16 protein-coding genes are annotated in these 17,652 nt (G+C 65.8%); 15 read left to right on the top strand and 1 reads right to left on the bottom strand.

Annotation, left to right across the window (positions count from 1 at the left end; all coding sequences use genetic code 11):
- Nucleotides 1-29: 29 nt before the first annotated feature.
- The 9 genes from IVB46_RS23370 to IVB46_RS23330 all read left to right on the top strand — a co-directional run bounded on the left by IVB46_RS23370 (nucleotide 30) and on the right by IVB46_RS23330 (nucleotide 9,534).
- Complete coding sequence (locus IVB46_RS23370; RefSeq protein WP_247343534.1) at nucleotides 30-692, top strand: HAD family hydrolase; 663 nt, start codon at nucleotides 30-32, stop codon at nucleotides 690-692.
- A 6-nt stretch (nucleotides 693-698) separates the two neighbouring features.
- The gene (locus IVB46_RS23365; RefSeq protein ID WP_014496591.1) at nucleotides 699-1,649 is read left to right on the top strand and encodes a sugar-binding domain-containing protein; all 951 of its coding nucleotides are present in this window, start codon (nucleotides 699-701) and stop codon (nucleotides 1,647-1,649) included.
- Between the two features lie 289 nt (nucleotides 1,650-1,938).
- Nucleotides 1,939-3,252, top strand: a complete 1,314-nt coding sequence (locus IVB46_RS23360; RefSeq protein ID WP_166351586.1) for a sugar ABC transporter substrate-binding protein — start codon at nucleotides 1,939-1,941, stop codon at nucleotides 3,250-3,252.
- Between the two features lie 91 nt (nucleotides 3,253-3,343).
- Nucleotides 3,344-4,216, top strand: a complete 873-nt coding sequence (locus tag IVB46_RS23355) for a sugar ABC transporter permease (RefSeq protein ID WP_063984466.1) — start codon at nucleotides 3,344-3,346, stop codon at nucleotides 4,214-4,216.
- 4 nt (nucleotides 4,217-4,220) lie between these two features.
- Nucleotides 4,221-5,051 carry a carbohydrate ABC transporter permease gene (locus IVB46_RS23350; RefSeq protein ID WP_247308675.1) on the top strand — a complete coding sequence of 277 codons (831 nt, stop codon included), beginning with the start codon at nucleotides 4,221-4,223 and terminating at the stop codon, nucleotides 5,049-5,051.
- Nucleotides 5,052-5,066: 15 nt separating this feature from the next.
- Nucleotides 5,067-6,074, top strand: coding sequence for an ABC transporter ATP-binding protein (locus IVB46_RS23345; RefSeq protein WP_071915494.1), 1,008 nt, complete (start codon nucleotides 5,067-5,069; stop codon nucleotides 6,072-6,074).
- Between the two features lie 60 nt (nucleotides 6,075-6,134).
- Nucleotides 6,135-6,908 carry an SDR family oxidoreductase gene (locus IVB46_RS23340; protein WP_247308677.1) on the top strand — a complete coding sequence of 258 codons (774 nt, stop codon included), beginning with the start codon at nucleotides 6,135-6,137 and terminating at the stop codon, nucleotides 6,906-6,908.
- 38 nt (nucleotides 6,909-6,946) lie between these two features.
- A complete protein-coding gene (locus IVB46_RS23335) occupies nucleotides 6,947-8,593 on the top strand; it encodes an FGGY-family carbohydrate kinase (protein WP_247308679.1) in 1,647 nt (548 codons plus the stop codon).
- Nucleotides 8,594-8,598: 5 nt separating this feature from the next.
- The gene (locus IVB46_RS23330) at nucleotides 8,599-9,534 is read left to right on the top strand and encodes a carbohydrate kinase (RefSeq protein WP_247308681.1); all 936 of its coding nucleotides are present in this window, start codon (nucleotides 8,599-8,601) and stop codon (nucleotides 9,532-9,534) included.
- A gap of 12 nt (nucleotides 9,535-9,546) precedes the next feature.
- Here IVB46_RS23330 and IVB46_RS23325 read toward each other — a convergent pair whose 3' ends face one another.
- On the bottom strand, nucleotides 9,547-10,434 hold the full coding sequence (locus IVB46_RS23325; RefSeq protein WP_063984460.1) for a LysR substrate-binding domain-containing protein: 888 nt from the start codon (nucleotides 10,432-10,434) through the stop codon (nucleotides 9,547-9,549).
- Between the two features lie 124 nt (nucleotides 10,435-10,558).
- Between IVB46_RS23325 and IVB46_RS23320 the strand changes: the two genes are divergently transcribed.
- The 6 genes from IVB46_RS23320 to IVB46_RS23295 all read left to right on the top strand — a co-directional run bounded on the left by IVB46_RS23320 (nucleotide 10,559) and on the right by IVB46_RS23295 (nucleotide 17,473).
- A complete protein-coding gene (locus tag IVB46_RS23320; RefSeq protein WP_247308683.1) occupies nucleotides 10,559-11,980 on the top strand; it encodes an amidase family protein in 1,422 nt (473 codons plus the stop codon).
- Nucleotides 11,981-12,064: 84 nt separating this feature from the next.
- Nucleotides 12,065-13,015, top strand: coding sequence for an ABC transporter permease (locus IVB46_RS23315; protein ID WP_071915489.1), 951 nt, complete (start codon nucleotides 12,065-12,067; stop codon nucleotides 13,013-13,015).
- Complete coding sequence (locus IVB46_RS23310; RefSeq protein WP_247308685.1) at nucleotides 13,012-13,905, top strand: ABC transporter permease; 894 nt, start codon at nucleotides 13,012-13,014, stop codon at nucleotides 13,903-13,905. Before IVB46_RS23315 ends, IVB46_RS23310 begins: the two co-directional genes overlap by 4 nt.
- 2 nt (nucleotides 13,906-13,907) lie before the next feature.
- Entirely contained in the window at nucleotides 13,908-14,921 is a 1,014-nt protein-coding gene (locus IVB46_RS23305) for an ABC transporter ATP-binding protein (RefSeq protein WP_247308688.1), read from the top strand.
- The gene (locus IVB46_RS23300; RefSeq protein ID WP_247308690.1) at nucleotides 14,918-15,922 is read left to right on the top strand and encodes an oligopeptide/dipeptide ABC transporter ATP-binding protein; all 1,005 of its coding nucleotides are present in this window, start codon (nucleotides 14,918-14,920) and stop codon (nucleotides 15,920-15,922) included. The genes IVB46_RS23305 and IVB46_RS23300 overlap by 4 nt, the downstream gene beginning before the upstream one ends.
- Nucleotides 15,923-15,976: 54 nt before the next feature.
- Nucleotides 15,977-17,473, top strand: coding sequence for an ABC transporter substrate-binding protein (locus tag IVB46_RS23295; protein ID WP_247308692.1), 1,497 nt, complete (start codon nucleotides 15,977-15,979; stop codon nucleotides 17,471-17,473).
- Nucleotides 17,474-17,652 lie beyond the last annotated feature (179 nt).

The raw sequence follows: 17,652 nt of genomic DNA, 5'->3' as shown, positions 1-17,652 counted from the left end.
AAAGCATGGGTATATGATCGAATGGCCGGATGGACCGAAGCCAGCAAAGGCCCGATCTCGTCATCTTCGACTGCGACGGCGTGCTCGTCGACAGCGAACTCTTGAGCTGCCAGTGCTTGGTAGACGAGCTGTCCGGATTTGGGATATCGCTGACACTTGCGCAGGCGCTCGAGCTGTTTCTCGGACGAAGCACGAGCGCGGTCACGCAGCATTATCGCGAACTCGGCCAGGCGGTGCCGGCCGATTTTCCCGTCCGGCTGAAGTCGCGCGTACTGATCGCCTTCGAGAAGGCGCTCCATCCGATTCCCGATGCGGATACCGTCCTGTCCGGCCTGCGCGTGCCGAGTTGCGTGGCCTCGTCGAGTGATCTCGACCGCGTCGCGCTGTCACTGAGGGTGACCGGTCTCGCGCCCCATTTCGGCGACCGGATCTACACGGCGCAGATGGTCACGCACGGCAAGCCCGCGCCGGATCTCTTTCTCCACGCGGCGGAGAAAATGGGCGCGACACCCGCGCACACGCTGGTGATCGAGGACAGTGTTAGTGGCGTGCTGGCCGCGAAGGCTGCCGGCATGACCGTCTGGGGATTTGTCGGCGGCAGCCATTATCGCGGGCGCGACGGGCAGGCTATATTGTCCGGCGCCGGGGCCGATCGGGTCTTCGCGCAAATGAGCGATTTCTGGGAGGCATAGGCCGCCATGGCCGTCGAGAACGAAAAGTCTAGGCTCGACGATGCCGCGCGTGCCGGCTGGCTCTATTTCATTGCCGGTCACACCCAGGACGAGATCGCAAAGATGCTCCAGGTCTCGCGCGCCTCCGCGCAGCGGCTGGTCTCGCTGTGCCTCGCCGAACGTCTCATCACCTTCCGTCTCGAACATCCCATCGCCGCCTGCATGGAACTGGCGGCACGCCTGAAGGCGCGCTTCGACCTCAGCCATTGCGAGGTGGTGCCGGCCGATCCTGCCGCGCCGCAGGCCACGGCGGGCATCGCCGAGCGCTGCGCCAATCTGCTGGATTCGACGTTGCGTTCGGAAACGCCCGTCATCGTCGCGCTCGGCACGGGCAGGGCGGTACGCGCCGCGGTCGAGCGCGTGACGCCGATCGACCGGCCCAACCACCAGATCGTCTCGCTGGTCGGCAACATCTCCGCCGACGGTTCGGCGAGCTTCTACGACACCGTCGGCCGGCTCGCCGACCGCACCGGTGCGCGGCACTATCCGATGCCGCTGCCGTTCCTGATGTCGTCGGAAGACGAGCGCAACAAGATGGTGCGGATCGAGCCGATCGCGAAGGTCAAGGCGGTCGCCGCCAAGGCGGACTTGCGCCTCGTCGGCATCGGTCAGATGGACCAGAAGGCGCAAATCCACATCGACGGCTTCGTCACCCGCGACGAATTGTTCGAGATGATGCGGCAGGGGGCGATCGGCGAAATCACTGGCTGGGCCTATGATTCCAAGGGCCGCCTGCTCAAGGCCGGCACCAACAAGCGCCTCACCAGCATTCCGCCGGAGGTGCCGGCCAAGACCACCACGATCGGTGCCGCGGTCGGTGCGGCCAAGGTGCCGGCGATCGCGGCCGCGCTGAACGGGCACCTGATCAACGGCCTGATCACGGACGAGGCGACGGCAAGGGCGATTTTGGAGCGGTAGGGCGGGCGCTACGGCCGCTTGCGCCGATGTCATCATCCGCGAAAGCGGATGATCCAGTACGCCGCGGCCTATCCGGTGCGAAACCAACTCACGACACGGCGTACTGGATGCCCCGCTTTCGCGGGGCATGACAGCCGTGGGCGAGGCAACATCTTCATCCCCTCCCGCACCGCAGCACTCATAAGTTGCGGGAACGCCCGCGCGCCTGCTTGACAAGCGCTGCACCTCGTCCGAACATACGCCCAACGCGTGGGCATATGCTCAGAAGCGCGATCCTAGGGAGGTCACCGTGAAACACGTCCTCGGCGCCGTCTGCGGCGCGTCTTGCCTGTTGCTGGCCGTCCCTGTGATGGCCGAAACGACCCTGACCATCGCCACCGTCAACAATGGCGACATGATCCGCATGCAGGGGCTGACCAGCGAATTCACCAAGAAAAATCCAGACATCACGGTCAAATGGGTGACTCTGGAGGAGAACGTGCTGCGCCAGCGCGTCACCACGGACATCGCTACCAAGGGCGGCCAGTTCGACGTTTTGACCATCGGCACCTATGAGGTGCCGATCTGGGCCAAGAAGGGCTGGCTGGTGCCGCTCGCCAATCTCGGCGCCGATTACGACATCGCCGACCTGCTGCCGAAGATCAGGGACGCGGTCTCCGTCGACGGCAAGCTCTACGCCGCGCCGTTCTATGGCGAGAGCTCGATGGTGATGTATCGCACCGACCTGTTCGAGAAGGCCGGCCTGAAGATGCCGGAAAAGCCGACCTGGGATTTCGTCATCGACGCCGCCAAGAAGCTCACCGACAAGAGCGCCGGCACCTACGGCATCTGTCTCCGCGGCAAGGCCGGGTGGGGCGAGAACATGGCGTTCCTATCGGCCATGGCCAATTCCTACGGCGCGCGCTGGTTCGACGAGAAGTGGGAGCCGCAGTTCAACACGCCGGAATGGAAGACGACGCTCACGACCTACGTCAATCTGATGAAGGAAGCCGGCCCGCCCGGCGCGAGCTCGAACGGCTTCAACGAGAATCTGGCGCTGTTCAACGCCGGCAAGTGCGCGATGTGGATCGACGCCACGGTCGCGGCGTCCTTCGTCACCAATCCGAAGGAGTCCAAGGTCGCCGACAAGGTCGGCTTTGCGCTGGCGCCGAACACTGGGCTCGGCAAGAACGCCAACTGGCTGTGGGCCTGGAGCCTCGCGATCCCCGCCGGCTCCAAGAAGACGGAAGCCGCCGAAAAGTTCATCGCCTGGGCCACCAGCAAGGACTACACCAAGCTCGTGGCGTCGAAGGAGGGCTGGGCCAACGTGCCGCCGGGCACACGGACCTCGCTCTACCAGAACGAGGACTATCTGAAAGTCGCGCCGTTCGCGAAGCTGACGCTGGCCTCGATTGATGCGGCCGACCCGAACAAGCCCACCGTGAAGCCGGTGCCTTACGTCGGCGTGCAATACGCGGCGATCCCCGAATTCCAGGGCATCGGCACGCAGGTGGGCCAGCAATTCTCCGCCGCGCTCGCGGGATCGATGACGGTCGATGCCGCGCTCACCGCCGCGCAATCCGCGACCGAGCGCGAGATGAAGCGCGCCGGCTATATCAAGTAGACCCGAGCTCTCCCTGAGCTCACACTTGCGGCCATCCACCAGCCAGCCCCGGACGGATGGCCGCCTTTTTTCTCCAGCGGAGAGGCCAAGAATGGCAACCCGGCAGACGCAGTTCCTTGCGCGGTCGCTTCTGACCCCGGCCGTCGGGCTCCTGTTCATCTGGATGATCGTCCCGCTGGCGCTGACGATCTATTTCTCGACCCTGCATTACAGCCTGCTCGATCCCGGCTCCGAGGCGTTCGTCGGCCTGGAGAATTTCCGCTACTTCCTCACCGATCCCGCCTTCCTCGCTTCGCTCCGGAACACGCTGGTGCTGGTCGGCTCGGTGCTGGCGCTGACGATCCTGCTCGGCATCCCCCTCGCGGTGCTGCTCGATCAACCCGTGATCGGCCTCAACATCGTGCGGCTGATGGTGATCGCGCCGTTCTTCGTGATGCCGACGGTGAGCGCGCTGGTCTGGAAGAACCTCTTGATGCATCCGGTGTCCGGCCTGTTCGCTTGGCTCGCCAAGGTATTCGGGCTGACGCCGATCGACTGGTTCACTGACGCGCCGCTGCTCGCGGTGATCCTGATCGTCGCCTGGCAATGGCTGCCGTTCGCGACGCTGATCCTGCTCACCGCGCTGCAATCGCTCGACGAGGAGCAGAAGGAGGCGGCCGAGATGGACGGCGCCAGCGCGCTCTCGGCCTTCATCTACATCACGCTGCCGCATCTGGCGCGTCCCATCACAGTGGTGATCTTGATCGAGACCATCTTCCTGCTCACAGTGTTCGCCGAGATCTACGTCACCACCGGCGGTGGTCCCGGACTGTCGACCACCAACATCGCCTTCCTGATCTATTCGCAGGCGCTGATCCAGTTCGATGTCGGCAGTGCCTCCGCCGGCGGCCTCGTTGCTGTTGTGATCGCCAACATCGTCGCCTTCTTCCTCGTCCGCATCGTCGGCCGCAACCTGGAGGCATGAGAGCATGGCGCGGATGGCGACGACGCAGCGGGTGGTGGTATCGACGATCGGGGCGTGGTTCTTCGGCTTCCTGATCTTCTTCCCGATCCTGTGGATGGTGCTGGCGAGCTTCAAGACTGAGCTCGAGGCTTTCGCGATTCCGCCGTCCTTCCTGTTCTTCCACTGGACCACGGAAAACTACGCCACCGTACAGGAGCGCAGCGACTATCTGCATCACGCGCTGAACTCGATCATCATCGCCGGCGGCTCGACGCTGATCGCGCTGCTGATCGCGATCCCCGCGGCCTGGTCGATGGCGTTCTCCCCGACCAAACGCACCAAGGACATCCTGCTCTGGATGCTCTCGACCAAGATGATGCCGCCGGTAGGCGTGCTGGTGCCGATCTATTTGATCTTCAAGACCTTCGGTCTGCTCGATTCCCGCGCTGGACTGATCTTCATCCTCTGCCTTGGTAACTTACCGATCGTGATCTGGATGCTCTTTACCTATTTCAAGGAGATCCCGCGCGACATCCTCGAAGCCGCGCGCATGGACGGCGCCACCATCGGCCGCGAGCTCGTCTACGTCCTGACGCCGATGGCGATCCCGGGCCTCGCCTCGACCATGCTGCTCAACCTGATCCTGGCCTGGAACGAGGCGTTCTGGACACTCAATCTGTCGACCTCGAACGCCGCGCCGCTCACGACGTTCATCGCCTCCTATTCGAGCCCGGAAGGGCTGTTCTGGGCAAAGCTGTCGGCGGCCTCGACGCTGGCGATCGCGCCCATTCTCGTCCTCGGTTGGTTCAGCCAGAAGCAGCTCGTACGCGGGCTCACCTTCGGCGCGGTGAAGTAAAGGGGCTGGCGGATCATGGGTCAGATCACACTTCAGGACGTACAGAAATCATTCGGTCCCGTGCACATCATCAAGGGCGCCGACCTCGACATCGCCGACGGCTCCTTCGTGGTGTTCGTAGGTCCCTCAGGCTGCGGCAAGACCACGCTGCTGCGGTTGATCGCCGGGCTCGAGGATGTCAGCGGCGGCAAGATCCTGATCGACGGCAAGAACGTCGTCGACACGCCGCCGGCCAAGCGCGGGCTCTCGATGGTGTTTCAGTCCTATGCGCTCTATCCGCACATGAGCGTGCGCGGCAACATCGGCTTCGGCCTCAAGATGGCGGGTCTCTCCAAGGACGAGACCAACCGCAAGGTCGAGGCGGCGGCGGCGACGCTGAACCTGACGCCTTATCTCGACCGCAAGCCACGTGAGCTCTCCGGCGGCCAGCGCCAGCGCGTCGCGATCGGCCGCGCCATCGTCCGAGAGCCCAAGGCGTTCCTGTTCGACGAGCCGCTGTCCAACTTGGACGCGGCCTTGCGCGTGCAGATGCGGATAGAAGTCACACGGCTCCAGAAGCAGCTCGGCACCACCGCGATCTACGTCACCCACGATCAGGTCGAGGCCATGACCATGGCCGACAAGATCGTCGTGCTCAACGGCGGCAAGATCGAGCAATATGGCTCGCCGCTGGAGCTCTATGAGCGGCCCGCCAATCTCTTCGTCGCCGGCTTCATCGGCTCGCCGAAGATGAACTTTGTCACTGGCGAGCACGCTCTGCAGAAGGGCGCGGCGACGATCGGCGTGCGGCCGGAGCATCTCAAGATCGAGCGCGACGGCGCCGGCGGCTGGCAGGGAACGATCGCGGTCGCCGAGCATCTGGGCAGCGACACCTTCCTGTATGTCGATGCCGGACCGCTCGGCATGCTGACGGCGCGCTACATCGGCGAATTGAGCCTGCATGCCGGCGACCACGTGTCGCTGGTGCCGGATCCCGCGCGCATCCATCGCTTCGACGAGAGCGGCAACGCGCTTCGGGGCTGACAAGAAACGGCAAGAAACGGCAAGAAACGGCAAGAGACGGCAAGAGACGGAAAGACCACCATGTACCTCGAAAAATTCAAGCTGAGCGGCAAGACCGCATTCATCACCGGCGGCGGGCAAGGCATTGGCCTCGCCTGCGCGGAAGCGCTGGCCGAAGCCGGCGCGAAGGTCATCATCGGCGATCGGGACAGCAAGGTTGCTGACAGCGCGAAGGCCAGCCTGAAGGCGAAGGGTTTTGACGTCGAGACGGCGATCATGGATGTCACCGACACCAAGCGCGTGGCAGAGGTCGCGGCCGACCTCGTCGCCCGCCACGGCAAGGTCGACATCCTCGTCAACAATGCCGGCATCGCCCGCAGCGAGACGCCGGCCGAGACCGTCACCGACGAGCACTGGCTCAACGTCATCGACGTCAATCTCAACGGCACCTTCTGGTGCTGCCGCGAATTCGGCAAGCACATGCTGAAGGCCAAGAGCGGCGCCATCGTCAATGTCGGCTCGATGTCGGGCTTCATCGTCAACAAGCCGCAAGAGCAGTGCTTTTACAACGCCTCCAAGGCCGGCGTGCACCATTTGACCAAGTCGCTGGCCGCCGAATGGGGCGCGCGCGGCGTCCGCGTCAATGCGGTGGCGCCGACCTATATCGACACGCCGCTCAATGCTTTCGTGAAAAGCACCCCGAAAATGTATGACGCCTGGATCGGCGGAACCCCGATGGCGCGGATGGGGCAGGTCGAGGAGATCGCCTCCGTCGTGCTGTTCCTGGCCTCGGAGGCCGCGAGCCTGATGACCGGCAGCATCGTGCTGGTGGATGGCGGCTACACTTGCTGGTAGGCTTGCGTCAAAACTGACGAGAGCGACCGGGAGCGACAATGCCGCGAGCGTATATCGGCGTCGACGTGGGGACCACGAGCACGCGGGCAGGGGTGTTTGACGAGGCCGGCACCCTCCTTGCCACCGCCAAGCATCCGATCCGGATCTGGCACGAGGCCGGCGACATCGTCGAGCAATCGTCGTCCGACATCTGGGACGCCTGCGTAAAGTCGGTGCGGGCAGCGATGGTGGAGGCTGCCATCGCGCCCGACAGCGTCGGCGGCATCGGTTTCGACGCCACCTGTTCGCTGGTCGTGCTCGATCGGCAAGGCGAGCCGGTCACCGTCAGCGCCTCCGGCGACCGCCAACGCAATGTCATCGTCTGGATGGACCATCGCGCCACGGCCGAGGCACGGCTGATCAACGAGACCGGGGACGCGGTGCTGCGTTATGTCGGCGGCTCGATCTCGCCCGAGATGGAGATGCCGAAGCTGCTGTGGCTGAAGCGCCACATGCGCGCGAACTTCGATGCCGCCGGTCATTTCTTCGACCTGGCAGATTATCTGACCTGGCGCGCGACCGGCTCGCTGCAGCGCTCGACCTGCACCGTCACCTGCAAATGGAACTACCTCGCACACGACGGCGGCGGCTGGAGCGCGCCGTTCTTCAAACGCATCGGCCTCTCCGATTTCGTCAGCGAGAAATACGCCCGCATCGGCACCGAGATCGTCGCGCCCGGCACGCGGCTCGGCGAAGGCCTCACCCGAGCTGCGGCTGCGGAGCTCGGCCTGTCGCCGGGCACGCCGGTCGGCGCCTCGCTGATCGATGCCCATGCCGGCGGCATCGGTGCGATCGGCGGACGCGACGGATCGGGCGGAACGAGCGATGTCAGCGACCGTCTCGCCTACATCATGGGGACGTCGGCCTGCATCATGGCGACGACGAAGGAGCCGTGCTTCGTGCCCGGCGTATGGGGCCCTTATTATTCCGGCATGGTGCCGGACTTCTGGCTCAACGAAGGCGGCCAGTCGGCTGCGGGCGCGGCGATCGACCATCTCCTCAAGTCGCATCCCGGCCATGTCGAGGCGAGCGCGGCGGCGCGGAGCGAGGGCGTCGACCTCATCGAGTACCTCGAGCGGCGCATCATCGCGCGCGCCGGTGACGCCAGCCGCGCCGCGCTGCTCGCGCGCGACGTCCATGTGCTTCCCGAATTCATCGGCAACCGCTCGCCCTACGCCGACCCCGACACCCGCGCGGTGATCGCGGGCCTCGATCTCGACAGCGACGTTGGTGCGATGGAGCGGCTGTTCGTCGCCGGCCTCTGCGGTCTGGCTTATGGCCTCGCCGAGGTGATCGAGGCCTTTGCCGCGCACGGCGTCCATTCCAGCATCATGATCATGGGCGGCGGCGCGAGCCGCAGCCCGCTGGTGCGGCAGATCATGGCGGACACCACCGGTCTCACCGTCGCGCTGCCGCAAACGAAAGAACCCGTGCTGCTGGGCGCCGCGATGCTCGGCGCGGTGGCCGGCGGCGCCTATGCCTCGATCGGCGAGACCATGGCGAAGATGTCGGCGCTGGGACGGAAGAGCGAGCCGACCGCGCCCGGCATGGCCGCGTTTCATGCCCGCAAGCGCGAGGTCTACAAGCTGCTGCGCGAGGTCGATCGCGGCAGCCGTGAAGCGATGCGCGAGGGTGCCGGAGGTTGAAGCGGATGTTGATTGCCTGCGGCGATGCGCTGATCGATTTCGTGCCGACGCGAAACACCGAGGGGCGCGAGGCGGTGATGCCCGCGGTCGGCGGCTCCTGCCTCAACGTCGCGATCGGCATGGCGCGGCTGGGCGCGCCGACAGGATTTGTCGGCGGCGTCTCGACCGACATGTTCGGACGAATGATCGCAGATCATGCGACGGCGTCGAACGTCGAGCTGGGGCTGGCCACCCGCAGCGACCGCCAGACCACGCTCGCCTTCGTGCGCATCGTCGCGGGCGAGTCGCACTATGCGTTCTACGATGCCGAAACCGCGACACGGAACTGGACCTACCGGCGTGGCACAATTCCGTTCGCGAATATCGAGGCCGTTCATGTCGGCTCGACCACGCTGGTGAACGACCAGGGCGCCGCCGAGACGAAAGCCCTGATCGCGGACGCGCGCGCGTCGTCGACGATCTCCTTCGATCCGAACTGCCGCCCCAATCTGGTCAAGAACAAGCCGGCCTATCTCGCGCGCATGGCCGAGTTCGCAGGCCAAGCCGATCTCATCAAGATGTCGGATATCGATTTCGCGTATCTCTTCGGCGAGGAGTCATATCAGCAGCGCGCGAACGCGTTGCTGGGGCAGGGCACGAGCCTCGTCGTCATCACCCGCGGCAACAACGGGGCCATTGCCTGGCACGCGAGCGCAGGGCAGATCGAAGTTCAGGCGCCGAAGGTCGAGATCGCCGACACCATCGGCGCTGGCGACAGTTTTCAGGCTGCGCTCCTGTTCGCCCTGCACAAGCAGGGCCGCATCAGCCGGCAGCAGCTGAAAGACATCGGCGCGGATGAGCTTCGCCGCGCGCTGTCCTTTGCCGCCAATTGCGCCGGCCTGACCTGTACCCGCCCGGGCGCCGATCCGCCGTGGAGCCATGAAGTCACCTGGAGCGTCTAGCCCGGGTCCGCATCACAGCCGTGCAACGACCTTCTCGGCGCATTTGAGGAAGGTGCGGATCAGCGGGCTCTGCGAATCCCGCCGCCAGCACACGGCGATATCGATGGAGTCGGCGGCATCCCGCAGCGGCCTGAACACGATGCCCTGCGGCGCGCCGAGCTTCGCGCAGGCCGGCAGGATCGCAAGCCCCTCGCCGGCGAGAACGAGGCTCATCGCCGAATGCACCGTCTCCACCCGGCTCGCGATCGGCATCACGATCTGATGCCGCCGCAGCAAGGCTGCGACCGCGGAGGAGGCGGGGTCTTGCTCCGGCGGCGGCAGCGCGATCAGCGGGCGGCCCTGGAGTCGTGCCATCGGCACTGCGCTCAGGCGCGCAAGCGGCGAGCGCTTCGGCATCGCCAGCATGAACGGTTGTGCGCCAATCCGCGCCACCTGGATCTCGGGATGGTGGATCGCCGGCATGCACAGCGCGACGGTGACGCTGCGGTCGAGCAGCCGCGCCTCGCGTGTCGAGGCGCTGAGCTCGGCGAAGTCGAGGTCGACGCCGGGAATGGATCGCCGCAGCTCGGGGATCAGGCGCGGCAGCATGGCGTTCGCCAGCACGAACATGTATCCGACCGAAATCCGCCCGCGGCTGCCGGCTGCGACTGCGCGCGCGGCTTCGACCCCGTCGGCCGCAAGCGCCAGCGCCTCGCCGGCGCGCACCAGCAGGGCCTGGCCCGCTTCCGTCAGATCCATGCCGCGCGTGCCGCGGCGGAACAGCGGCGCGCCAACCTCGGCCTCCAACTTGCGGATCTGGACCGACAGCGGCGGCTGCGCCATCCGCAGCCGTTCGGCGGCCTTGCCGACGCTGCGCGCCTCGGCCACGGCGACGAAGTAGCGAAGCCGGTGAAGATCCATTGGCATACCGAAAACGTATGGGTTGACCACTAAAATGGTATTGGACGCTGAGTTAACAGAAGTGTCATTCTCGCTGTCAATGCCATCGGCCAACGAGGGCCGGCTTCGGAGCGATGATTTGACGATGAACGGCGATCCCTGCCTGCTGTCCGCAACCGAGCTGCGCGGCCTCGTTGCCACGAAGAAGATTTCGCCCGTCGAGATCGCCCGCGCCGTGCTCGCGCGCGCCGAGGCGCTTCAGCCCGAGCTGAACTGTTTCATCACGCTCTGCGGCGACGAGGCGATGGCGCAGGCGCGTGCGGCTGAGCGTAAGGTGATGGCGGGCGAGCCGCTTGGCCTGCTGCATGGCCTTCCCGTCACCGTCAAGGACATCGTCAACACTGGCGGCGTGAAGACCACTTTCGGCGCCGTTCCCTACAAGGACAATGTGCCGGCCGAGGATGCCGTTGCGGTAGCAAAACTCCGCGCGGAAGGTGCGATCCTGATCGGCAAGACCACGACGCCCGAGTTCGGCAGCAAATGCCTGACCGACTCGCCCTTGTTCGGTCGCACCCGCAACGCTTGGAGTGCAGAGCGGTCCTCCGGCGGCTCCAGCGGCGGCGCGGCCGTGGCGGTGGCGAGCGGCATCGCGCCCCTTGCGATTGCGACCGATGGCGGCGGATCGACGCGAATTCCCGCCGCTTGCAATGGCGTGGTCGGGCTGAAGCAGAGCAACGGCGTGATCGCGCACAGCCAGGCGCTCGACGCCTTCGGTAACCAGACCTATGTCACGCCGACCACGCGCACGGTCGCCGATACCGCGCTGATGATGCAGGCGATGGCCGGTGAGGACTCCTGCGATCCCTGGTCGATCGGCGTGCCCGTGCCCGATTTCATCGGCACCGCCGCGCCGCGCGGCGATCTGCGCGGGCAAAGGATCTTGTTCTGTGCGTCGCCGCCCGGCCGCCCGGTGTCGTCAGATGTCGCGGCCAGCTTCAAGGCGAGCCTCGACCGGCTGGCCGGTCTCGGTGCCGAGCTCGAGGAGTTCTCCGGCGAGGGGTTTGACATCGAGCCGATCTGGCGCGCCATCAACCACACCGTCTGGCGCACGCGTTTCGCCAAGCTGGTGGCGGAGCACGGCGACGTCCTCAGCGAAGCCTTCGTCAAGCAGGTCGCGCTCGCGACCAATGTCAGCGGCGTCGCCTATCAGGAGGCGATGTTCGCGCGCACCGCGCTGTTCCGCCGCGTGCAATCCCTGCTTGCGCGCGGGCATCTTTTGGCGATGCCGACCCTCACCCGCACCGCGCTGCCGATCGACCAGGACCTGTTCGGCACCATCGAGATCGACGGCAAGCACTTCGACAGCGTCCGGCCGCACTGGTTCCCCTGGACCATGCCGTTCAACATGACCGGGCACCCCGCGATCAGTCTTCCCTGCGGCTTCGGCCGCGACGGCCTGCCGATCGGGCTTCAACTCGTCGGGCGCTTCCGTGCCGATGCCGAATTGCTGCGGGTGAGTGCGCTGTTCGAGGCCTCGCACGATCTTCTGTCCCGCCGGCCCGGCTGAGGTGAGGCACATGCCGCAAAGGACTTGCCTCCGGCGCCCGGACATGTTGATCGTGCGGCGGATGAGCCCTGAAGCCGAGCGCGCATGAGCGTATTCTTTCTTCGACGTCTGTTGACCTTGCTGGCGACGCTGGTCGGCGCATCCGTGATCATTTTCCTGGTGCTGGATGCGCTGCCGGGCAACGCGGCGCAGATGCTGATGGGCGCCGATGCCTCGGCCGACGCGGTGCGCGCGCTCACCGTCAAGCTCGGGCTCGACCAGCCGCTGGCGGTTCGCTATCTGCAATGGATCAAGGGCCTCCTCGTCGGCGATCTCGGCAACAGCTATGTCTATGGCACGCCGGTCGCGAGCCTGATCGCGGAGCGGCTGGTGCTGACCGTTCCGCTCGCGATCATGTCGATGCTGATCACGGTGACGCTGGCGCTCTCGGCCGGCATCTACACCGCGGCCAACCACAACAAGCTCGGCGACGTCGGCGTGATGTCGTTGACGCAAGTGGGCATCGCGCTGCCGAATTTTTGGTTCGCGATCCTCCTGGTCCTGCTGTTCTCGGTGCGGCTGCAATGGCTCTCGGCGGGCGGCTTTCCCGGCTGGGAGGATGGCATCTGGCTCGGCATCAAGTCGCTGCTGCTGCCGGCGATCTCGCTCGCCGTGGTGCAGGCCGCGATCCTCGCGCGCGTCACGCGCTCGGCCGTGCTCGAAGTGCTGCGCGAAGATTTCGTCCGCACGGCGCGCGCGAAGGGTCTCGGCAAGCGCGAGGTGCTGTGGAGCCACGTGCTGCGCAACGCCATGATCCCTGTGATGACGGTGATGGGGCTGCAATTCGCCAATCTGCTCGCCGGCACAATCGTGATCGAGAACGTGTTCTACCTGCCGGGCCTCGGCCGCCTGATCTTCCAGTCGATCGCCAACCGCGACCTGATCGTGGTGCGCAATTGCGTGATGCTGCTTGCGGCCATGGTCGTCATCGTGAATTTCGTGGTCGACGTGCTCTACGCCTTCATCGATCCCCGCATCAAGGTCCACGATTTGTGAGCGCGCAACTGACCACTTCGGTCGACGCCCCGATCGCAACGCGTCCGCTGCCGGCTCGCACCTTCTGGGCCCGCGCGCTGCGTCACCGCAGCTTCGTGCTGGGCGGAGCGCTGAGCCTGCTGGTGCTCGCCTCGGCGCTGCTGTCGCTGGTGTGGACGCCGTGGTCGCCCTACGAGATCGACATCGCCTCGAAGCTCCGGCCGCCGTCGGCGGCGCACTGGCTCGGCACCGATTCCTTCGGTCGCGACATCGTCTCGCTGCTGCTCGCGGGCGCGCGCTCGACCATTCTGGTCGGCATCATCGCCGTGAGCATCGGTCTCACTTTCGGCGTTTGCCTCGGCCTGATCGCTTCTGCCAAGCGCGGCTGGACCGAAGAAATCATCATGCGCTTCTCCGATTTCACCTTTGCCTTTCCGGCGGTGCTCTCCGCGATCATGCTCGCCGCGGTCGTCGGGCCGGGCATGGTGACCTCGATCATCGCGATCGGAATTTTCCAGATCCCGACGCTGACCCGGCTGACGCGCGGCTCGGCCAACGCGATATGGGCGCGCGAATTCGTGCTGGCCGCGCGCGCCTCGGGGAAGGGCAAATTCCGCATCACCATCGAGCATGTGCTGCCGAACATCCTGTCGATCCTGATTGTGCAGGTCACCATCCAGTTCGCGCTCGCGATCCTTGCCGAAGCCGCGCTGTCCTATCTCGGTCTCGGCACGCAGCCGCCGCAGCCGTCCTGGGGCCGCATGCTGAACGATGCGCAGACGCTGCTGTTCCAGTCGCCGATGCTTGCGGTCTATCCGGGTGTGGCGATCGCCATCGCGGTGCTCGGGCTCAATCTGCTCGGCGACGGACTGCGCGATCTGCTCGATCCGCGACTGGCGCGGGAGCGATGACGATGGGGGAGCGCTCAACCCTGCCGCTGATCGAAGTCGCCAATCTCGGCGTTCGCCTCAACACCAGCCGCGGACCGGCACAGGCCGTGCGCGGCGTCAGCTTCACCCTCAAGCGCGGCGAGACGCTGGGTCTCGTCGGCGAATCCGGCTGCGGCAAGTCGGTGACGGCGCTGTCGCTGATGGGCCTCTTGCCGGACAGTGCTGTCGTGACCGGCAGCATCAAACTTGATGGCGGCGAGCTCGCGGGGCTTTCCGATGCGGACTATTGCAAGCTGCGCGGCAACCGCATCAGCATGATCTTCCAGGAGCCGATGACCGCGCTCAACCCGATGCACACGATCGGCCATCAGGTTGCCGAGCCGCTGCGGCGTCACAAGAAATATTCGGCGGCGCAGGCGCGGCGTGAAGCGATCGCCTTGCTCGACCGCGTCGGACTGCCCGATCCCGCAAGGCGGATCGACGCCTATCCGCATCAGTTCTCCGGCGGTCAGCGCCAGCGCGTCACCATCGCGATGGCGCTGGCCTGCGAGCCCGACCTCCTGATCGCGGACGAGCCGACTACGGCGCTCGACGTCACCATCCAGGGCCAGATCCTCGACCTCATCGCCGATCTCGTCGAGGAGCGCGGCATGTCGATGATCCTGATCTCGCACGATCTCGGCGTCATCGCCGAGAACGTGCAGCGCATGATGGTGATGTATGGCGGCACGGTCGTCGAGAGCGGGCCGACCGACGAGGTGTTCCGCCGGATGGGCCATCCCTACACGCAGGGCCTGTTCCGCGCCCGGCCGAAACTCGGCGCGCGCAAGGGGACGCGGCTGACGACGATTTCGGGCACGGTGCCCGAACTTGCGGACTTGCCTGCCGGCTGCACGTTCGGCGACCGCTGTCCGCTGGTCGAGGACAAGTGCCGCGTGGCGCTGCCGCCGATGGTCGAAGTCGGTCCCGGTCACGGCGTGCGCTGTGTGCGCACCGATGTCTCCATGGCCGCGAATGTCGGAGCGCTGCCGGCATGACCGCAGCGCCGCTTCTCGACGTCAAAAATCTCGAGCAGCGCTACACGCTGCCGCGCGAAAGCCTGTTCCGTCCGCCGGGCCAGGTGCGCGCGCTCAACGGCGTCAGCGTGCGGGTCGATGCCGGCAAGAGCCTCGGCGTCGTCGGCGAGTCCGGTTCGGGCAAGTCGACCTTCGCGCGGGTGGTGATGGCGCTGGAGCGACCGACGTCGGGGCAGGTCGCGCTGCTCGGGCGCGATCTCAACCGCATCTCGGCCGACGAGCTTCGCCGCGCGCGCCGCGATTTCCAGATGGTGTTCCAGGATCCTTACGGGTCGCTCGATCCGCGCCAGACCATCGCGCGCATCGTCGCCGAGCCGCTCACCGTGCTGGAAGATGCCGACCGCACCACTTTCCGCGCTCGCGTCTCCGCGGTGCTGCGGCAGGTCGGCCTGCGCGATGCCGACATGGACAAATATCCGCACGAATTTTCCGGCGGCCAGCGCCAGCGCATCGCGATCGCGCGCGCGCTGATCACCCAGCCGAAGCTCATCGTCGCCGACGAGCCGGTTTCCGCGCTCGACGTCTCCGTGCAGGCGCAGGTGCTCAATTTGATGCAGGACCTCCAGGAGCAGTTCGGCCTGAGCTACATCCTGATCAGCCACGACCTCGCCGTGGTCGACTATCTCTGCGACGAGGTCGCGGTGATGTATCTCGGCCGGATCGTCGAGCAGGGCAGGCCGGAGGACCTGTTCGAGCGCTGTGCCCATCCCTATACGCGGGCGCTATTGGATGCCGTGCCGCGGGCGCGCGCCGGCGGCGGCCGGCGCCGGCGCGGGGCCCAGGCGATCGCCTCGCAATCGGCGGCCGCTGCCGGATGCCCCTATGTCGCGCGCTGTCCGCTCGCCGACCAGCATTGCCGCGAGGTTCCGCCCTTGCTACGCAAGGTCGGAGAAGCCCATCTCGCCGCCTGCCACAAGGCGGAGGCGGTGATGGCATTGCCGCACGCGGCCATGGAAGGTTAGTGTCCCCCATGGAATTGGCGTAGGCTGAGACAAGAGAAGGCCGGGGAGTTACGCATGCTCAGGAAATTATCGATCGTCGCATTTGCCGCCGCGCTTGTCGCAGCACCGCTGCCGGTGCAGGCGCAGAGCAAGAAGGACAGCGTCGTCATGGCGATGGCGCTGGAGCCGCCGGGGCTCGATCCCACCATTGCCGCCGCGGCCGCGATCGCCGAAGTGACGCTCTACAACATCTATGAGACGCTGACCAAGATCAACGAGGACGGCTCCGTCTCGCCCCTGCTGGCCGAGCGCTGGACGGCGTCGCCCGACCTGAAGACCTACACGTTCAAGCTGCGCAAGGGCGTCAAATTCCAGAACGGCGAGCCGTTCGATTCCGCGGCGGTGAAGTTCTCGTTCGAGCGCAACGCGATCGCGACCAGCACCAACAAGGACAAGAGCCTGTTCCAGGCTTTCGAGACGGTCGACGCGCCCGACGCCGACACCGTCGTGATCACGGTGAAGTATTCCGAGCCGAACCTGCCGTTCCTGCTCGGACAGGCGAGCGGTTCGATCGTCGAGCCGAAGAGCGCAGCCACCAACGGCACGCAGCCGGTCGGGACCGGGCCGTATCAGCTCGGGGCCTGGGCCAAGGGGTCCTCGCTCACGCTGAACAAATGGGCCGACTATCGCAACGCCGCCGCGATCAAGCTGTCGAAGGTGACGATCCGCTTCATCTCCGATCCGGCCGCGCAGACCGCGGCGCTGCTCTCGGGCGACGTCGATGCGTTCCCGCGCGTTGCGGCTGCGCGCGCCATCGGACAGTTCAAGGCTGATCCGCGCTTCAACGTCATGGTCGGCGGCTCCCGTGCCAAGACCATCGTCGGCATCAACGAGCGCAAGAAGCCGCTCGACGACGTCCGCGTGCGCCGTGCCATCCTCGCCGCGATCGACCGCAAGGCGATGGTCGACGGCGCGGCTGATGGTTTCGGCACGCCGATCGGCAGCTTCTACGTGCCGGGCGCGCTTGGCTTCGTCGACACCACCGGCATCAACCCCTACGATCCCGAGAAGGCCAAGAAGCTGCTGGCGGAAGCCGGCGTCACCGCGCCGCTCGAGCTGTCGCTGAAGCTGCCGCCGCCGTCCTATGCGCGGCAGGGCGGCGAGATCCTGGCGGCGCAGCTCGCCAAGGTCGGCATCATCGCCAAGATCGAGAATGTCGAATGGGCGCAGTGGCTGTCGCAGGTGTTCGCCGGCAACGGCCCGCACAATTTCGACCTCACCATCGTCAGCCATGTCGAGCCGTTCGACCTCGTCAAGATCACCGAGCCGGACTACTATCTCGGCTACAACAACGAGGCCTTCAACGCGCTCTACAAGCAGATTGTGTCGACGCCTGACGAGGCTGGCCGCGCAAAGCTGCTCGGCGATGCCCAGCGGATGCTGGCCACCGACGCGGTCGCAGGCTTCCTGTACCAGCCCCAGCTCATCACCATCACCAACAAGAAGCTGAAGGGCGTCTGGAAGGACGTCCCGCAATACGAGAACGATTTCTCGACCTGGTCCTGGGAGTAGGGGCCGTTCGATCAGGTCGAACCTGCTGCAACGTTGACCTCTCCCCATCGGGAGAGGTCAATCTTTTTGGGCCCCCCAAAACAAAAACCTGAAAAACAACCCCATGCACAGTAGCCGGGGTCAGATATTTCAATGGCTTGCACGGTCCGCTCGATGGCTTGCTGAACCATGCGATGTGG

It is taken from the genome of Bradyrhizobium sp. 61 (genome assembly GCF_023073075.1).
Lineage (GTDB): Bacteria > Pseudomonadota > Alphaproteobacteria > Rhizobiales > Xanthobacteraceae > Bradyrhizobium > Bradyrhizobium barranii.
This window is presented reverse-complemented; position numbering and strand designations above follow the sequence as displayed.